This is a genomic window from Rhodococcus sp. H29-C3 (assembly GCF_030063405.1).
Classification (GTDB): domain Bacteria; phylum Actinomycetota; class Actinomycetes; order Mycobacteriales; family Mycobacteriaceae; genus Rhodococcoides.
The window spans coordinates 340,241-357,713 of sequence record NZ_JASITC010000001.1; the positions used below are offsets into that span (position 1 = coordinate 340,241).

The 17,473-nt window shown below is 64.0% G+C and carries 17 protein-coding genes and 1 pseudogene; 5 read left to right on the top strand and 13 right to left on the bottom strand.

Annotation, left to right across the window (positions count from 1 at the left end; all coding sequences use genetic code 11):
- Positions 1 to 19: 19 nt before the first annotated feature.
- The gene (locus QMK32_RS01660; RefSeq protein WP_283472576.1) at positions 20 to 1,618 is read right to left on the bottom strand and encodes an ABC transporter substrate-binding protein; all 1,599 of its coding nucleotides are present in this window, start codon (positions 1,616 to 1,618) and stop codon (positions 20 to 22) included.
- A 99-nt stretch (positions 1,619 to 1,717) separates the two neighbouring features.
- On the opposite strand from QMK32_RS01660, the gene QMK32_RS01665 reads away from it, so the two are divergent.
- The 4 genes from QMK32_RS01665 to QMK32_RS01680 are packed head-to-tail and all read left to right on the top strand — an operon-like array spanning position 1,718 to position 4,799.
- Positions 1,718 to 2,338, top strand: coding sequence for a TetR family transcriptional regulator (locus tag QMK32_RS01665; protein WP_283472578.1), 621 nt, complete (start codon positions 1,718 to 1,720; stop codon positions 2,336 to 2,338).
- 27 nt (positions 2,339 to 2,365) lie between these two features.
- Positions 2,366 to 3,310: a TauD/TfdA dioxygenase family protein gene (locus QMK32_RS01670; protein ID WP_283472579.1), complete on the top strand. Its 945-nt coding sequence runs from the start codon at positions 2,366 to 2,368 to the stop codon at positions 3,308 to 3,310.
- A 50-nt stretch (positions 3,311 to 3,360) separates the two neighbouring features.
- Positions 3,361 to 4,053 carry a nitroreductase gene (locus QMK32_RS01675; protein ID WP_283472580.1) on the top strand — a complete coding sequence of 231 codons (693 nt, stop codon included), beginning with the start codon at positions 3,361 to 3,363 and terminating at the stop codon, positions 4,051 to 4,053.
- The gene (locus tag QMK32_RS01680) at positions 4,050 to 4,799 is read left to right on the top strand and encodes an enoyl-CoA hydratase-related protein (RefSeq protein WP_283472581.1); all 750 of its coding nucleotides are present in this window, start codon (positions 4,050 to 4,052) and stop codon (positions 4,797 to 4,799) included. Before QMK32_RS01675 ends, QMK32_RS01680 begins: the two co-directional genes overlap by 4 nt.
- Positions 4,800 to 4,801: 2 nt before the next feature.
- Here the strand turns inward: QMK32_RS01680 and QMK32_RS01685 are convergent.
- The 6 genes and pseudogenes from QMK32_RS01685 to QMK32_RS01710 all read right to left on the bottom strand — a co-directional run.
- Positions 4,802 to 4,975 (bottom strand): annotated as a pseudogene (locus QMK32_RS01685) (ISL3 family transposase); the annotation flags it as partial.
- On the bottom strand, positions 4,957 to 5,853 hold the full coding sequence (locus QMK32_RS01690; RefSeq protein ID WP_283472583.1) for a hypothetical protein: 897 nt from the start codon (positions 5,851 to 5,853) through the stop codon (positions 4,957 to 4,959). The pseudogene QMK32_RS01685 and the gene QMK32_RS01690, both read right to left, overlap by 19 nt.
- A 46-nt stretch (positions 5,854 to 5,899) precedes the next feature.
- Complete coding sequence (locus tag QMK32_RS01695) at positions 5,900 to 6,880, bottom strand: hypothetical protein (RefSeq protein ID WP_283472585.1); 981 nt, start codon at positions 6,878 to 6,880, stop codon at positions 5,900 to 5,902.
- Complete coding sequence (locus QMK32_RS01700; protein ID WP_283472586.1) at positions 6,877 to 7,182, bottom strand: hypothetical protein; 306 nt, start codon at positions 7,180 to 7,182, stop codon at positions 6,877 to 6,879. The genes QMK32_RS01695 and QMK32_RS01700 overlap by 4 nt, the downstream gene beginning before the upstream one ends.
- A 172-nt stretch (positions 7,183 to 7,354) precedes the next feature.
- Positions 7,355 to 8,824 carry a carboxylesterase/lipase family protein gene (locus QMK32_RS01705; RefSeq protein WP_283472588.1) on the bottom strand — a complete coding sequence of 490 codons (1,470 nt, stop codon included), beginning with the start codon at positions 8,822 to 8,824 and terminating at the stop codon, positions 7,355 to 7,357.
- A 119-nt stretch (positions 8,825 to 8,943) separates the two neighbouring features.
- Positions 8,944 to 9,600, bottom strand: a complete 657-nt coding sequence (locus QMK32_RS01710; protein WP_283472589.1) for a class I SAM-dependent methyltransferase — start codon at positions 9,598 to 9,600, stop codon at positions 8,944 to 8,946.
- 96 nt (positions 9,601 to 9,696) lie between these two features.
- On the opposite strand from QMK32_RS01710, the gene QMK32_RS01715 reads away from it, so the two are divergent.
- On the top strand, positions 9,697 to 10,293 hold the full coding sequence (locus QMK32_RS01715; protein WP_283472590.1) for a helix-turn-helix domain-containing protein: 597 nt from the start codon (positions 9,697 to 9,699) through the stop codon (positions 10,291 to 10,293).
- 18 nt (positions 10,294 to 10,311) lie between these two features.
- Here the strand turns inward: QMK32_RS01715 and QMK32_RS01720 are convergent, their stop codons facing one another.
- The 6 genes from QMK32_RS01720 to QMK32_RS01745 form a co-directional block, all read right to left on the bottom strand.
- Positions 10,312 to 11,526 (bottom strand): DUF8462 domain-containing protein, encoded by a 1,215-nt coding sequence (locus QMK32_RS01720; RefSeq protein ID WP_283472591.1) that lies wholly within the window; start codon positions 11,524 to 11,526, stop codon positions 10,312 to 10,314.
- A gap of 87 nt (positions 11,527 to 11,613) precedes the next feature.
- Positions 11,614 to 13,203, bottom strand: coding sequence for an AMP-binding protein (locus QMK32_RS01725; RefSeq protein ID WP_283472592.1), 1,590 nt, complete (start codon positions 13,201 to 13,203; stop codon positions 11,614 to 11,616).
- 103 nt (positions 13,204 to 13,306) lie between these two features.
- Positions 13,307 to 13,789: a type III secretion system chaperone family protein gene (locus QMK32_RS01730; protein ID WP_269304774.1), complete on the bottom strand. Its 483-nt coding sequence runs from the start codon at positions 13,787 to 13,789 to the stop codon at positions 13,307 to 13,309.
- Complete coding sequence (gene mshA / locus QMK32_RS01735; protein WP_283472595.1) at positions 13,786 to 15,129, bottom strand: D-inositol-3-phosphate glycosyltransferase; 1,344 nt, start codon at positions 15,127 to 15,129, stop codon at positions 13,786 to 13,788. The genes QMK32_RS01730 and mshA overlap by 4 nt, the downstream gene beginning before the upstream one ends.
- A 19-nt stretch (positions 15,130 to 15,148) precedes the next feature.
- Complete coding sequence (locus tag QMK32_RS01740; RefSeq protein ID WP_283472597.1) at positions 15,149 to 15,982, bottom strand: alpha/beta fold hydrolase; 834 nt, start codon at positions 15,980 to 15,982, stop codon at positions 15,149 to 15,151.
- 54 nt (positions 15,983 to 16,036) lie between these two features.
- Positions 16,037 to 17,332, bottom strand: coding sequence for an ROK family protein (locus QMK32_RS01745; RefSeq protein ID WP_502943502.1), 1,296 nt, complete (start codon positions 17,330 to 17,332; stop codon positions 16,037 to 16,039).
- Positions 17,333 to 17,473 lie beyond the last annotated feature (141 nt).

The following is a 17,473-nucleotide window of genomic DNA, read 5'->3' on the forward strand; positions in this document are numbered from 1 at the left end:
CTCTCCCCGGAAGACATGATCAGTCGGTGGTCCACGCCTTGTCGAACAGCAAGATGCCGTCCGAGCTCAATTGCACTCCGCGCACGTTGTCCGCGAACGGCATGAATAATCGATAGGGCCCGGTCACCGCCATCGGCGCAGTCTCGTTCACCAGAGTCTGGATCTCCGCCAAGGTCTGGCGCTGGTCGTCGTCCTCGCGAGCAGTCTGAAGCCGGCCCAGCAGTTCGTCCATTGCGGGGTCGGCGTAGCCGAGCACGTTGGACGCGGACGCGCTGTGGAGGTTGCCGTACATCCGAATGAACGGCACCTCGTCGAGCACGTTGAAGCCGGCGTAGGAGACGTCGTAGTCGTGCTGCGCGTACAGCATCTTGACCAGGTCGTTGATCGAGCTGGCGTAGTTGATCTGGACCTCGAAGCCCACGTCCTGGAGCATCGCCTGAATCGCGAGGGCGCTGCGCTGGGTCTCGGGGTCGTTGGTACCCACGTAGACGATCTTTCCGTCGTAGCCATCGGCCTTGGCCTCGGCGAGCAAGCCGCGGGCCGTGTCTGGGTCATAGCCTGCGCCCGAGACGTCGGAGTGCCAACGCGACTGTGACGCGAACATGTCGCTGCTCGCCACTCCGCTGTCGCTTTGCACGCGCTGGTTGAACAGTTCGGGGTCGTACGCGGCGACCAACGCCCGGCGGACCCGCTCGTCCGCACCCGGGCGACCCTCGCGGTTGTTGATGATCACCGTGCCGCCCATGTTGGCTGTGTACACCGCGCCGGGCAGACCCGCCTCTTCAGCCTTGTGCACGTTCTCGGGGTTGCGCAGATAGCCGATCTGCACGTTGCCGGACTGCACCGACTCCAGCCGGGTGGTCTCGTTGACGATCGCGGGGAAGCGCACGGAGTCCAGGTACGGCTTGCCGCCCCAGTAGTCCTCACGCGCCGTCAGTACCAACTCCTCCTGCGAGGCGAACCGCTCCAGCGTGAACGGGCCCGCCCCGATGGGAGCGAACTCGCCGCCTGCCATCGACGACGGCGCGACGACCATGCCCGGCCCGCTGGTCAGCAGCGCCGGGAACTCCCGCCACGGACGCTGGAGAGTGAACGTGACCGTCGAGTCGTCGGTCGCCTGCATTTTCTCGACCGAGGCCGCCCACACCTGCGTGTGGGTGCCCTTCTTCCCCAGGTAGCGCTCGATACTCCAGGTCACTGCTGCCGCGTCGACGGGCGTGCCGTCGCTGAAGGTGGCGCCGTCGCGGAGCTGCACGGTCCATACGGTGTTGTCATCGTTCGCGGCAATCGACTCCGCGAGCTGGGGGACGTACTCGCCGGAATCCTGGTCATAGCGCAGCAGCAGGTCGTAGAGCGCGGCCATTTCGGTACCGCCGGTGGAGCCGCCGTCCTGGCGGGCGGCCGGGTCCAAGCTGCTCACTGCGGAGTAGCCGGCGTAAGAAATGGTCCCGCCCGGCCTCGGATCATCATCTGACTGGACCCCGATGAGCCCGTTGGCCACGCCGTCCGAACTCGCCGATGAGGCGGATTCGCCGCTCGAGCAACCCACGAGGAGTAGCCCCACTGCGGTGAACGCGGCCAACACGCGGCTGCTTCGGGATAGTGCACGCAATGCCATATCGCTCTCTTTCCTTGTTCGGGGCTTACCAGACTTCGACGCCGCCACCAGCTCGGTCGACGTTTGACAGCTTAAGGTTACGACCTTAACCTACATCTTGTGACCCCACTCACGCCACAGATCGCGATGATCGACGCCGCCGAGCAGATCATCGCCGAACGAGGGCTGCCCGCGCTCACGCTCAAAGACGTCCAATTGGCGGCGAACCAGTCCAACAAGTCTGCGGCCAAGTACCACTTCGGGTCCCGCGAAGGACTCATCGAAGCCCTGGTCGCGGCGCGTATGGGTCCCGTCAACGCCCGCAGAACAGAACTGCTCGAGAAGATCGAGAGGTCTGGCGATCCGACACCCGTCCGACAGGCAGTAGAGGCCCTCGTACATCCTCTCGCCGCCGAGACCCTCGGCAGGCCCGGCAGCCGCTACGCGCGCTTTCTCGTGCAGGCGGTGATCGACCCCGCACTCGCCGAGGTGACCCAGAAACACCTGCAGGCGGACAGCTACCGTCGCGTCCACCAGCTAATGGTCGCGCTCTGCCCCGCGCCAGGAGAGGTCGCGACCTGGCGCACCAACAACGCCGTCATGTTCAGCATGACGGCCCTCGCAACGAGGGAAGGGTCGGAACGGACCGCCGCCGAGACCACTGCGATCGTCTCCAATCTCGTCGACACTCTCACCGCCATGATCGAAGCCCCGGTCTCTACCCCCACTCCGTATTTCTAGCCGCCCCCTATCTCTAGGAGCCACACCATGACCTACGCGCTTCCCAGCACTGCGGCACCCACCCCTACCGACCCGCTGGCATACTTCGGGCCGATCATCGCCCCCCGTCTAGCGGCGGCCGCGGACGACCGGCCCTACGAGCTGTTCACGCTGAACCCGCAGACCCCCACCATCGGCGCCGAGATCTCCGGCATCCGACTCGGCGGGGACCTCGCCGACGAGGTCTTGGCGGAACTGCGCCGGGCGCTGCTCGAGTGGAAGGTGCTGTTCTTCCGCGACCAGGACATCACGCGGGCTGAGCACCGCGCGTTCGCCGCGCGGTGGGGAGAGCTCGAGCAGCATCCGTTCTACAAGTACACCCAGCCCGGGCAGGGCGACATCGACGTCGCGACGCTGGCCAAGGACGCGACCGCCGTCGGCGCCGAGAACATCTGGCACAACGACGTCACCTGGCATCGGACTCCCTCGTTCGCGGCAGTCCTGCGCGCGGTCGAGATCCCACCAGTCGGCGGGGACACGCTGTGGGCAGACATGGGCGCGGCATACGATCTACTGCCAGAAGACATCAAGATGCGGATCGACCACCTCGAGGCCGAGCACGACTGGCTACGTTCGTTCGGGTCCGGGATGCCGCAGGACGCGATCGACATGCTGCGACCCCAGTTCCCGCCGGTCACGCACCCGGTGGTGCGGGTCATCCCCGAGACCGGCCGCCGCGTGCTGTTCGTCAACGTCGCCTTCACCCAGCGCATCCTCGGCGTTTCAGCGGACGAGTCGAACGAGCTGCTGCGCATGCTCTACCGGCACGCCATGCGCCCAGAGCTGCAAGTTCGGCTGCGCTGGCAACCGAACACCATCGCCTTCTGGGACAACCGCGCCAGCCAGCACTACGCCTCGAGCGACTACTTCCCGGCGCGTCGCGTCATGGAGCGAATCTCGATCGTCGGCGACACGCCCATCGGCGTCGACTAGCCCCAACGCGCTATCCCCTTGTCCAGCAATCGAATCAGGAGAGTCCCGTCGTGAGAGATGCGCCGGCCCCCAGCCGCCACTCCGAGCTGAAAGCACTGCTCGACACGCGCAGCAGCTGCCGCGCGTTCCACCCAGACCCCGTGCCCCGCGGCACGATCGAGCAGATCCTCGAAATGGCGCAACGCACACCGTCCTGGTGCAACACCCAGCCCTGGCAGGTGTCCATCACCGAGTGCGAGGGCACCGAACGGTTCCGGAAGGGGCTCGGCGAGTACGTGCGGTCCTCTCCGCAGGCGCCGGACTTCCCCTTCCCCACCGCGTATCAGGGTGACTACGGCACCCGCCGCAAGGACTGCGCGATGCAGCTGTACGCCAGCGTGGGCATCGCGGCAGGCGACCGCCAGGCCTCGTCGGCGCAGACGATGAAGAACTTCGAGCTGTTCGGTGCGCCCCATGTAGCCGTCATCACCTCGGACGAGGCCCTCGGGACCTATGGAGCCGTCGACTGCGGCCTGTACGTCAACACCTTCCTGCTCGCCGCGCACAGTCTCGGCGTGGCCGCGATCCCGCAGGCCGCGCTCGCGGGCAGCGCGCCTTACATGCGCGACTTCTTCGGCCTGCCCGAGGACCGGAAGGTGGTCTGTTCCATCTCGTTCGGCTACGCCGACGAAGAACACCCTGCCAACTCCTTCCGCACCCCGCGGGCCGACATCGGCACAGCCGCGACCTGGGTGCGGGCATGAGCGTCGTCGAAGAGCTCCGTGGCCGAGTCCTGGTCATCCGCCTCGAGCGGGAGGCCAAACGCAACGCCATCGACCGGGCCACCGCGGAGGGCATCGACGCGGCGCTGAACCGGCTCGAGGACGATCCGGAGTTGTGGGCCGGCGTCATCACCGGGACCGCTCAGGTGTTCAGCGCGGGCACCGACCTCAGCGCGGGCGTGAGCCTGCGGACCGAGCGGGGCGGGGAGTACGGGGTCATCCGGCGCGAGCGCCGCACGCCGCTGATCGCCGCGGTCGAAGGACTCGCGCTCGGCGGCGGATTCGAGATCGCACTCGCCTGCGACGCAATCATCGCCTCCCGCACAGCGCGTTTCGGTCTTCCCGAGACCCGACGCGGACTCGTCGCCACCTCGGGCGCGCTCTTCCGCGCCGCCCGGGCGCTGCCGCCGAACATCGCGCGGGAGCTACTCATCTCCGGCCGCCACCTGGAACCAGAACGCGCATACCAGTTAGGCCTGGTCAACGAGGTGGCCGAGCCGGGCTGCGCGCTCGAGCGGGCGCTCGCGCTCGCCGAGGACATCTGCCTGTCCTCCCCCATGGCTGTGGGGGAGACCCTGCGCGCGTTGCGCGCGATCACGGCAGCCGAGGACACCCTCGGCTGGCAGGCCACCGAACAGGCCATCGAGGTCTTCCGCGCCTCGGAGGACATGAGCGAGGGCATCAGCGCATTCTTCGAAAAGCGCCCACCCCAGTGGCGCGGCCGCTGACCGTCCAGGAGCGCCGCAGTGGAACGTCCCGGGGCGATGGCCGGCAAACGAGCGGGAAAGGTCCCGTCGTGGACCGGCGTCAGATCCAAGATCGCCGTGATGAAACTGGGTTCGCCGTGTCCACGCACGTGTCTCCACTCGTGCTCGTCCACGCCGATTATGCGGTCCCCGTCGAGAGGCTGGAGAGCCGAAAACGAGTAGACAATAGGGGCGGCCGCAGCATCTCGACGGCGTCCGTTCGCGTCACTGCTGTTCGCTCATCAGGGTTTTGACGCATAAAGTTCACCAGCGCCAGCAACATGTTCGGCTCGGACACCATGTAGTACGCGAGCACGACCAGTTCTCCTTTCTGATCCTGTCCGACACACGTGTCGTCAAGGACGGCGTCGTGATGGCTCAGACGAATTATCGGGTTAGCGACCGACTTACCGACGTGAACGACATAGTCATCGGCAACGACGTCGTCGATGTCTTCCCAAGGCAGAAAACTGTCTACAACTTGCACTCGACCGAACCGCCATTTCGCTACCGTCCTGTGAAGTCCGCTTTCGAAGATCGACATGGTCACAACATTGCGTAAGAGCACAAGCAGTAGCAATGCGGCCAACAGAACGACGCCGGCTGCACCGGCGATCATTGCACCAGTACGACCGTCACGACCAACAGGTAGAAGTGTCGAGCCCTGGCCAACGGCCCATGCGAAAACTGCCGCGAACCCGTAGGTCATCGCCCCAGCCAGAACAGTCAACATGGCCGCGTAGGTCAGTCTCTGCTGTCCGATCTCGACGCCTGTCCCGTAGCGGGGGTGGTCACAGCTTCTCACGCGTTGGGAAAGTGACACGTACCGAATACCCGCTATGCCCGACATGTGCGCGGCCATGATCACGAACACGATGGCCAGACCGACGAATCCGGCAGTAGCCAGCCAACTTCCGTTGGCAACTCCCTTGAACAACGCTACGAAAACCAGTACGGCGAAGGCCGCGATGAACAGTGCACTCGAGAAACCCGTCCACTGAATCCTCTGTGGCCACCGTGGAATCCACTGGAGCACTGGAAGATCTGTGCGAGGTTGCGGACAGTCCCTTTCAGAACCCATGTCAATCCCACAGATTCTGCATGACCTTGGAACCGCCCCAGGCAACGAGACCGCCCAGGGCAGCACCAACGCCAACGCCGATCGCAGTGCCCACGACAGGAATCGGGATGAACGTTCCCACTACTCCACCGGCGACCGACCCGACCAAATATCCACCGGCCGCCGCGGTTCCTTCCGTCACGATCGCCGCAGTTGGACTCATTCCTCCGGCGATATCATTGTGAATCGCTGGTATAACTCCAAGAACTGCCCCTGCAGGCCCAAATCCCTTCCCGATCAGTTTGCCCACATCGTCGACCGAGCTCACCGCCGCACTGGTCAACCCCTTCCCCGTCACGTCGGTCATCACACCAACTGTCGCTGAAGCGAAGGTAGCTGGATAGTCGGGCTGCCACGAGAATCCACCGTCGACATCCACCACGACATTCCCGTTGCTGCTCAGAAGTGCAAGGTCCTGCGCGATTGCAATGTGTGCTGCCAGCCTCGACGAGACGCCTTCCGCGGCCGCTTCTGCTTGCCGCAAAGCCTCGAGCAACTGTCGCGTCAATTCGGCCGCTTCCAACTGAAATGCCAATGCAGCATCTTCAGAGGCCGGGCCCGTAATTACTGCACACAGTGCGATCATTTTGTCTGCGTTTACCATGCCGGAAGCTTCGACATCGAAGCATCGCGTTGTAGCGTCAGACACCACCTCAACGACGCGGTTCCGAACACCGTCGACAATTCCACCGGACCCGGTGAGTTCATCGGCAACGGACTGAAGGACTTCCGCTACCGAACTCACCAGAGAGCACTCGCCGACTACTCTCTCCGCTGCGGCAATAGCTGCTTCACCGTGCCAGGTATCGGCAAGTGCATTCTGCTCCTGCAGAACACCCGCACGCTGAGAGTCCAAGGCAGAAACAATTCCGCTCAACTGCCGTCCGGCGTTGATCAGCGACGCCGGCCTCCAGCCCGAAACTTCGGCAACCGTTAGCGTCATCGACCGGTATCCATCGATTGCAACTTCGGAACGAAGTCCTCTTCCGTCGTGTCGTAGGTCCCGGCGACGCCTCTGGCCACACGCGCCACTGTCTCCATACGTCCCGATAGCCCGAGGACGGCGGTGGCCGTCGCACCAGATGCTGCTGCAACCGTGGCTTGGAACCCGGTACCAGGCAGAGCACACTCAATCTCAGCGAACGGTGCTAGTACGTTCTGGCTCTCGAGCGATGCGCTTGCGCTGCTGAGATATGCAGCGAACATGCGCAAAATTTCAGTATCGACCTTCAACGATTCCCCCAATCGTGATCCCGAAAGGCACTCTAGCTCGAGTACAAACGTTCGCAACGAAAGCGACGAACTACCCCGCACAGAGGGTCGCAGGGGACCCGGATGAGAGACGAGCTCGATGACGCTGTTCGAAACGGCGACTTTCGCAGTGTTCAGCAGTTGCGAGACCGCCACATGATGCCGATCAGCGCACCCCCGACCATAGTTCGCGCGTTCTCGCCCTGGGATCGTCGACGACGCCGGACTGCTCACCGAACATCATGACCGAACGCTCATTACCATAAGGAGTCCACCCGGGAGTGCCGTCGCGCACGAAATCCACCCAGGCTCTGTGCATTTTTTCGGCCAGCTTCTGCGGTGGGCCGGTTCCGGTGATTCGTTCGCTTCGCTCTAGTGCGTCGAACACGAAACCGATCTCCAAGGCATGGCACGCGCCGAGGTTGCCGTCGTACAGCGTTGACCGCCAGGTGAATTCGTAGACGAATGCCTGCCCGCCTCTGGCCTCGACGACTCGTAACGCCGGCAATCGGAAGAACCAGTCGGTCATCACCGCGATGAGAAGCTCACCCGGTGATGCGTTGGGCGACAGCGCGGCATACTCGGCAACCGCGGCATCGACGTCGGCGCCATACGCGCCGAGCGCGAGGCGCAGGCGGGCTTCGTCGACGTACTGGGTCACCCCGGCTGGAACGAGGAAGAACGCGAACTCCTCACTGGTGGTTCCGATGAGCAGGTCGACGTCGGCACCTGAGCCTTTCGCGATTCGCGTGTACGGCAACTCTGGAACGATATCCCCGTCGATGTAGGGCTCGAACGGCATTGCGTTGAAAGCGAGTTCACCCCACGCGCCGGTAGGCGCCTCGGCAGTGATGCGGTCACCGAGGTCTCGTTGCGCATCCACGAGCGTATCGACGGGGACCGAACCGAACCCCTCGACATCGGCGCTCACCCCTACCTCGTGGGCCAGCGCAGTGGATACTTTGGCTGCCGTTGATTCGGAGATGACGTGATGACCGGCGCCGCTCTGCAGGATCGCCCGACAAAACAACCCTTCCGCGCGCGGCATCGACAACAGCGTCCCGATGCTCATTGCTCCGGCGGACTCCCCCGCGACGGTCACTTTCCCCGGATCGCCCCCGAACGCTCCGATGTTGTCGCGTACCCACTCCAGCGCTGCGACCTGGTCGAGCAGCCCTCGGTTTGCCGGTGCACCCTCGATCCGTGCGAAACCGTCGGCTCCGAGTCGATAGTTGATGACGACAGCGACGATCCCGTCGCGCGCAAAGGCGCTGCCGTCGTAGATCGGTACTACATTGCTGCCGTTGACGAATGCGCCACCGTGGATCCACACGAAGACCGGCAAACCGGTCTCGGCAATATCCGGCGTCCAGATATTGAGGTTGAGGCACTCTTCGCCCGGCACCACCGGCTCACTGAGAATAGTGCTGGTCGGCGGCCGATAGCCGATCTTGGGCGCCGTCGCGCCGTAGGCAACCGCATCCCGGACGCCCGCCCACCTCGGCGGAGGCGTCGGTGCCGCAAAGCGGTTCGGTCCGAAGGGCGCTTCCGCGTAGGGAATCCCGAGGAACGAAGTGACAGCGTCGACGCGTTGTCCGCGCAACCGGCCCTGAGCGATCTCGACAGTGACATCCATCCCTCATTGGTACCCGAACAGGTGGGCATGGTGTTCCGGTTGCGCAGTTTTCAGGCGGGATCCCGACTCGTGGTTCACCTTGGTGGAACACCATGCCCACACGCCGGTCGCCCACAAGCTCACGGGCGGCGGACGGCCTTGACGACCACGTCGTGAATCGGGGTTCGGCGGCCGTCGGGTCCCGTCGATTCTCGGTGTGATTCGGTGGCGGTGACCACCTCCCAGACGGCAGGGTCGAGGCGCGCCGTGATGCCGGCAGCCGTCGCAGAGGCAGATGCGGGCGGATTCTCGTCACCGTGCCCATGTCCATGCCTGTGCTCGGCGTCCGCGCCATGGTTTTCGTGATGAAGGTGGCCGACGATGAACAAGGTGCCTGCAGGGGCGACCCAGGATGCGATGCGGTCGTAGAACTCGAGCTGCGGCATCGCGGGATGCGCATAGTGCGTGGTCACCAGGTCGTACTTCGCGTCGGGTTCCCAGGTGGACAGGTCGGCCTCGATCCACTGCACCTGATCTGCGACGCCCATGGCGGTGGCTCGCTGGGCCGCGTGAGCGAGAGCATCGGTTGCGATGTCGGCTGCGGTGACCTGCCAGCCGCGTGCGGCGAGCCAGATCGCTTCGGCTCCGGCGCCGCAGCCCGCTTCGAGTGCGGTGCCGGGGGTCGAGTCTGCGAAATCCCGGACCAGGTGCGGGTTCGGCTCACTGGCAACCATCCCCGCAGCGCGGTCTCCCTGCCAGATCTGGTCCCAGTAGTTCTTGTCGAACGAGTGCGTCATCGTATGTTCTCCTTCTCGATCTGGGTGGCTTCTTCGACAGTGACCGGAGCGGCACGGTATTGCAAACCTTGTTGCCGAATGGCAAAGTCGAACCGCATGGATAAGGCCACGGACCGCACCATCGACGCCGTGGGACCGCGGCTCAAGCAATTACGACAGCGCCGCGACATCACGTTGATCGCTCTCGCCGAGGAGACCGGCATTTCGACCAGCACGCTGTCCCGACTGGAAGCAGGACTTCGGCGCCCCACCCTCGAACAGCTGCTGCCGCTGGCCCGCGCTTACGGCGTCACTCTGGACGAGCTCGTCGACGCGCCGCCCACCGGTGACCCCCGCATCAATATGCGCCCACTGCCCACCGACGACGGCACCATCATCGTGCCTTTGTCGCGTCGGCCTGGAGGCATTCAGGCCTACAAGTTCGTCCTCCCCGCCGGGCGTGAGAACGCAACACCGGTTCTCCGCACGCACGAAGGTTTCGACTGGGCCTTCGTTCTCGACGGCAGATTACGACTCGTCCTCGGCGAGCTCGATCTCATCCTCGAACCCGGCGAGGCTGCGGAGTTCGACACCCGGACCCCACACTGGTTCGGCGCGACCAGCTCGGGCCCGGTCGAGTTTCTCAGTCTCGTCGGCAAGCAGGGTGAACGCGCACACGTCCGTGCAGCCCCGAAGAGGGCGAGTTCAGAATAGGACGGCTGGTCGAAACGGCTACGGATCGAACCGACGCCGACGCGCGGCCCGAGCGGGAACGGTGAGAGAGGGCATGACCCTCTTGATGAACCGGTCGAAATGGGGAGCAGTGAATGCCACACCGCCGCTGTCGAATTCGTGCAACAGCCCTCGGTCCAACAACGATCGGCGGGTCTGCGAACACTGCGTAACCGTGCGGTCGAGCATTCGGGCGAGATCGCTTTCGTGCTGCGGATCGGGACCGGCCTCGGCCATCGCCCGCAGATACGAACGATCCAGATCAGTTGTCGGGCCGAACTTTCTGGCGAAGAACGTGTCGTCGAGCGTCTGGTAATACTGCGCCGACGCTGCAGCAACATCCTGCGCGCTGATCGCACTTCCGACCTTCGCGGACCAGACCGCACTGCCGAGTTCCTGCAGGAAGTAGGGGTACCGGCCGGTGAGCTCGACGGCAGCATCCAACGCGGCCTTCTCGAACTCCACTCCGAGTGCAGCCGCCGGTTCGCTCAGGACACGCCGGGCGTCTGCGTCCGTCAAGGCACCCAGGACAGGGAACTCGAAGATCCGCTTGGCGTAGCGCTCGATCTCGGGAGTCAGGCCCGCGCGCGGTAAACCTGCCCCCACCAACGTAATCGGCAATTCACGCAGGAACGGTCGGTGAAATGCCGAGACCAACGCAGCGTACTGAGTCTGCGACAAGAGCTGGAATTCGTCGACGGCTATCACCACGCCCCGCGAGTTCTCGAGTGCGGCTTCGCCCATTGCCAAGACAACCTGAGTCAGGTCGGCGGCCAGATCACCACTGTCCGCTATTCCGTCAGCGGCTGCGACCTCCCACTTCGCCATCATCGAGCCGTCTGCACCGAGCCCGAAGGACTGCAGCACTGCGGCTGCGCGAGTGGCAGCCGCGCCCCACCGTGAGCGGGGTGACAGTCCGAGTAGGGCTCCCCGCAATTCGAACGTGAGTTGACGGCGAAACGCGTCGTCTTCGCGTTTGCTCACCTCGATGTCGATGATCACCCAGTTCCGCGCACGTGCCTGCTCCACGCAATCGCGCAACAGTGCTGTCTTGCCGACCCCGCGTAGCCCGACCACGAGCATCGAACGCATGGATCGCTGACTCTCCAACCCGGTAAGCAGCGCGTCGAACAGGCCTTGTTGTTCGGTTCGCCCGATCAACGCCTGCGGTCTCTCCGCCGCACCAGGCGTGTACGGATCGATTGCCCTCACCATGACGACGCCCCCTAGAAGTCCCCCACCAACACACAGCGCACCCCGCTCCTCGCGGAACGGGGTGCGCTTGTCTTTTTCCTGCTGTTGCTACTTGCCCGATTCCGCGGCGCGAAGGTCTTTGCGCAGAATCTTGCCTGCCGCGGACTTCGGCACGATATCGATGAATTCGACCTTGCGCACCTTCTTGTGCGGCGAGACGCGCTCGGCGACGAAGGCCATCACACCGTCCGCGTCGATCTTCGAATCGGCCTGCAGCACGACGAATGCCTTCGGAACCTCTTCGCCTGCTTCGTCGATGACACCGATGACGGCCGCGTCGGCGATATCCGGGTGCGTCAGCAGTAGCGCTTCCAGCTCTGCGGGCGGCACCTGGTAACCCTTGTACTTGATCAGTTCCTTCAGGCGATCGACGATGTACACGACGCCCTCGGCATCGACGACGGCAATGTCGCCGGTGTGCAGATAGCCGTCGGCGTCGAGTGTTTCAGCTGTCGCCTCGGGATTGTTGAGGTAGCCGACCATGACGTTCGGGCCCTTGACCCACAGTTCGCCGGGCTCCGAAAGCCCCTCGGTCGGAAGAGCGATCTCTTCGAGTGTCCCCGGGTCGATGATCTTGTTGACGGTGTTCGCCAGCGGCAGCCCGACCGAGCTCAGCGGCATGTCGTCGCGGTCGAATGGAATGGCATGACTGACGGGGCTGAGTTCGCTCATCCCGTAGCCCTGACGAACTCGCGTGTTCAGACGTTTCGCGACGGCCTTGCCGAGTTCCTCGTCGAGCGGGGCAGCACCGGAGAAGATGGTGTGCACGCTGGAGAGGTCGTATTGGTCCACCATCGGATGCTTGGCCAACGCCACGGCAACGGGGGGTGCGATGAAGAGGTACGTGAGCTTGTTGTCCTGGATGATGCGCAAGAATTCGGCGAGGTCGAATTTCGGCATCGTGACCAGACGCGCACGCAGTTTCAGCGCGATGTTGAGCAGAACCGTCAGCCCGTAGATGTGGAAGAACGGCAACAGCGCGAGGATCGCGTCGTCGGTGTCGATGCCGACGCGAGGCTCCATCTGGGCAACGTTCGCCACGAGGTTGCGATGCGTGAGAATCACGCCCTTGGGGACGCCCGTCGTGCCGGAGGAGTACGGCAGCACGGCGATATGAGTCGACGGATCGAACGACACGTCCGGGGCCGGCGCGCCCTCGGTCAGCAGGTCCCGCAGACTGGGGTGGCCCTCTGCGCCATCTAGAACGATGATGTGATCGTCCGCCATACCGACCTTCTCGGCCGCTGCCTTGGCCTGCGGGTACAGCGGGGAGACCGTGAACAGGAACTTAGCGCCGGAGCCGGTGAGCTGCTTGGCGATGTCCTCGGCCGTGTAGAGCGCGTTGATCGTCGTTGCGGTACCACCGGCGCGCAGAATGCCGTGCAGCACCGAGGCGAAGGCGGGGACGTTCGGCGAGTGCACCGCTACGACGTCGCCGAGTTCGAGGCCACGGGCTGCGAGGGCTCCGGCTACGCCGTTGATCTGCCCGATGAGAGCCTTGTAGGTGGTGACTGCTCCGGAGCTGCCATCGACGAGCGCAGGCTTGTCGAGATCAGCCTCCGCGATGGACCCGAACAGATAGTCGTAGACACTGAGATTTGGGATCTCGACATCGGGAAAGGGGCTGTTGAAGCTCATGGCTCTCCTTCGAACACGCTTACGGCAGATGGTCGAAATCCTACAGTGAACCCCGTCACAACGGGCGATAGACCCGTTCGAGACCGACTTTCGGCCACACCGATCAGTCGTCGATGAGATGCTCGAACGCCGCGAGATTGGTCAATGGTTCTCCGCGCGAAACACGCCATGCCCATTCGCGTTTGATGGATTCGGCGAAACCGAGTTCGAGGAGAACATTGAAGTCACCGTCGGCCGCCTCGAGAACCTGGCCAAGCACTCGGTCGATCTCGTCACCGGTTACCGCGTGCAACGACATTCCACCGACGAGGTAGATGTCGCCTACTTTGTCGATCGTGTAGTGGACCCCATACAGTCTGCGGTTGCGCCGGAGGAGGTACTTGTAGACGCCTTCGAAGTTCTCGTCGGGTTTGCGGCACACGAATGCCTCGATGCGAACGCCGTGCCGACCGACCGTGAGCATCGTCGTGGTTTTGAGCTTCCGCTCACCCGGCAACTCGACGATGAAGGAATTGTCGTTCTTGCGTTGATATTCGAGTCCGCGCTCGGTCAACACCTCGTCGATGAGAGTGATCGTGTCGCTCATGCCGTGACGGCTCCTGTTCGTCGTAGTTTCCAGAGGCCCCGAGATCGGCGCGGGGAGAATTCACTCGGCGCTTCATGGCGATCGAAGTGGAACTTGGCGGCCCGGTAGCTTTCCATGAGGCCTTCGGCGGTGCGCTCCCACGAGAAGTCCGCGGCGTGAATCGGTGCGGCAGATGCCATGCGCGCGAGCGCAGTACGGTCACGCAGCATGTTTCCCAACGCAGTGGCCCAATCTTCGGTGCGGTGCCCCTGTACCAATACACCGGTCTCGCCCGATCGGACCGCGACACCGAGACCGCCTACATCGGCGGCAATCACCGGGGTTCCGCATGCTTGTGCTTCGATGGCGACCAATCCGAACGACTCGTTGTAACTCGGAACGGCCACCACATCGGCGGCGCGATAGATCTGCGCGAGTTTCGCCGAACGCTGCGGCGGAAGAAACGACACTCGCGCCGAAATGCCCAGTGCAGCAGCAAGTTCGATGAGGCTGTCGGGCCGATCCAAACCACTGCCCGACGGCCCGCCGACCACGAGAATCCGAAGCGGCACACTCGGGTCACGTGCGAGAAGCTCAGCGGCTGCTCGGAGCAGCACATCGGGTGCTTTGAGCGGTTGGATCCTGCCGACGAACGCGACGACCGTCGCGGTCGGGTCGATTCCGAACTCCGCGCGGGCAGCATTCTTCTCACCTGGTCGGTACCTGGTCAGATCGGCGCCGGGCGCAACGACGTCGATCGAATCCGGTGACGCCCCGTAGATATCGACGAGCTGCTGGGCCTCTCCCGAGGTGTTGGCGATCAACCGATCCGCCTCGGCCACGACCTGTTGTTCACCGATCTGCCGGGCTGCTGGTTCCGGTGAGTCACCCGCGGCCATCGACGCGTTCTTCACGGCGGCGAGCGTATGAGCGGTGTGCACCAACGGCACACCCCATCGATCACGCGCAAGCCAACCGACTTGTCCGGATAGCCAATAGTGGGAGTGAACGAGATCGTAGTATCCGACGTCGTGCCGCGCTTCTTCGCGAAGTACACCTGCCGCGAATGCGCACAACTGCGTCGGTAGATCCTGCTTGTCCAGGCCCTCGAACGGTCCGGCCACGATATTGCGCACCAGAACACCTGGTGCTGCCTCGGTGACCGGTTCGTCGGCGGAAGACGTCGCCCGGGTGAATATCTCCACCTCGACACCGCGCTTGGCCAGCTCTTTAGCGCTCTGAAGCACATAGACATTCATGCCACCGGCATCACCCATGCCGGGTTGTGCCAGTGGAGAGGTATGCAGCGACAGCACCGCAACCCGGTTCAACTGGCGACCACTCACCGTTCCAGTTTGCACTCCCCCACAGTACGGATGTTCACAGACCCTCGATGAAGGCCCCGACCTCCGCCACGAAACGAGCAGGGTCGGTGACGAACGGACCGTGGTCGACACCCTCCCAATACGACTCGGTGACCTGCGGGATCAACGACGCTGCGTGCCGTCCGGACGAGACGTCGACGACCGTATCGGCGGTTCCGTGCAGGACGAGGGCCGGCACCTCGAGGCTGCTCAGGAGATCGTCGTGGGAGGCCGTCCGGTCGAACAACGCAGCCCGGACACGAGGGGGTGTCGCGAGAGTGAGCCCGAAGAGTTGCTGCGCCTGCGCGCTCTTCCCCTCGACCGGACCGGTGAGTGCGTTACCGAAGCTACCTAGTGCACGAATGGCGACGCTCGGTACCTCCGACATGGCATCGGGGATCGCCGCGCGCATCGAACTCCCGACTTTTCCGCCGGCTTCCCCTCGGCCGATACCGGTGATCGCGCCCACGAGGACGACGCCCGCTGCCGCCGCGCTCCCGTGTTCGGCGAGGTAGTCGCAGATCACGAGACCGCCGTAGGACCAGCCGAGTAGAACTGCATTCGCTGCTATTGCCTCTGCGGTGAGGACTGCGTGGACGTCGCCCGCCCAATTGAGTGGGTCCGCGTACCCGTCGGCAGGCGCATCCGAGTACCCGTGTCCACGCAGATCCACGGCAATCAACCGGTAGGAATCCGCCAGCCCGTTCAGCACACCCTCACCCCAGCACGCCGAGGACTGCGCCCAGCCGTGCAACAAGACCAACGGCCGAGCGGCAGGATCACCCGAAACTCGGTAGACGATGTTGGTGCCGTCGATGCTGGATGCCTGCCGAACCTCGCTCGTTGCCATGGCGCCCATTGTCGCCGAGACCTGGCCTCGACTCGGCAGCGGCCCAGTACCCGATCAGGCTGCGGCCCGACGCATGGAGGCGAGCGGATCGGAGTACACAGAACTGAGCGAGACCACTGCTGCCGCGAACTCTTGTACCTTACTGCCGAAGCCGGTGATGCGAATATCCCTGCGCGGCAACGTCGATGATCGCGAGAATGCCGCTGCGACATGTGCGGTTCCGGCGGGATACTCAGTGAAGGCCTGGCCACCGAGCATGACCCGATCCGGGTTGAACAGATCGCGTAACAACCCGACGGTCTTTCCGAGTGCCTGCGCTCGCTCGGTCAACACCTCCTGCGCTCCGAGTGATCCGCTCTGTGCGAGCTGATGCAACGCCGCGACCGACCGGCGCGGATCTTCGGCCGTCAACACACCTCGCTCGACGGCCGCGGCCACGACGGCTCGGTCGCTGACGGTGGCTTCGAGGCATCCACGACTGCCGCAGAAGCACTGCGCATTCGATCCGGTCGGCACATGCGCGATCGATCCCGGGCCGGTCGCCGGAGTGTGGACGCGTCCGTCGATTGTCAGCGCGATTCCGGCGGTTTCACGGGCGTAGAAGTACAGGCTCGTTCCGGTCGTGACCTCGTCGGTCCGCACCGGCGCCAGCAACAGCTCCGACGCGGCCATGGCTTCGACGTGCCCTGACACGGACACCGGAAGCCCGAGTCCCCCACCGATGATCGTCCCGACCTGAGCGCCTTCCCAACCCAGTCGTGGATGATCGACCGAGCCGGTTGCCGTATCGACGCGACCACCCACTGCAACTCCCACCCAGAGTGGGGTGCGGCGATGCCACCGCGCTGCGAAGGCGCCTGCGCTACGAGCGATGGAGGCGAGTGCAGCCGACGCCGATCCTGCCGGCGTCGAAATCTCGACAGCGCCGAGAATGCGACCACGCAAGTCGCAGATGACAACTTTGGTCACTACGGCGCCGATGTGAATTCCGATGGTGGCGTAGGGCCCGTGGTTGACCTCGAACGGTATCCGCGGACGTCCGACGGCGCCGGAGGCGGTGAGGTCTGCTCGTTCACGAAGAAGTCCGACACCGAGCAGTGCCGATACTTGACGATTGACGGTTGCGATACTCAATCCTGTTGCGCGAGCCGCACTATCACGTGAAATCGGTCCTTCCGTAGAAGCGACGCGAAAGACGGATGCAGCAGGGCTGTCCGCGATCCTAAGATCCGGAACGACCACCTGCACACCTGCCCTCGGCGGCGGCGACGAACGCGCGAGCGTGGGAGTGGATCGAGCGGTGCGCCGCAACGGAATGGGCGTCGAGGTAGGCAGAATGGCGATAGTCACAGTTGTCGGTCCTCAGCAGTAAACCCGTCTTCGCGAGACAGGTGGTGCATGAAACTCGAGGCAGAAGACGCGCAGATTCGACGCGACTCAGCCCGTCGAGCAGAGAAACTAGCGGCAGGTTCCGAGACCGGGACAACACAG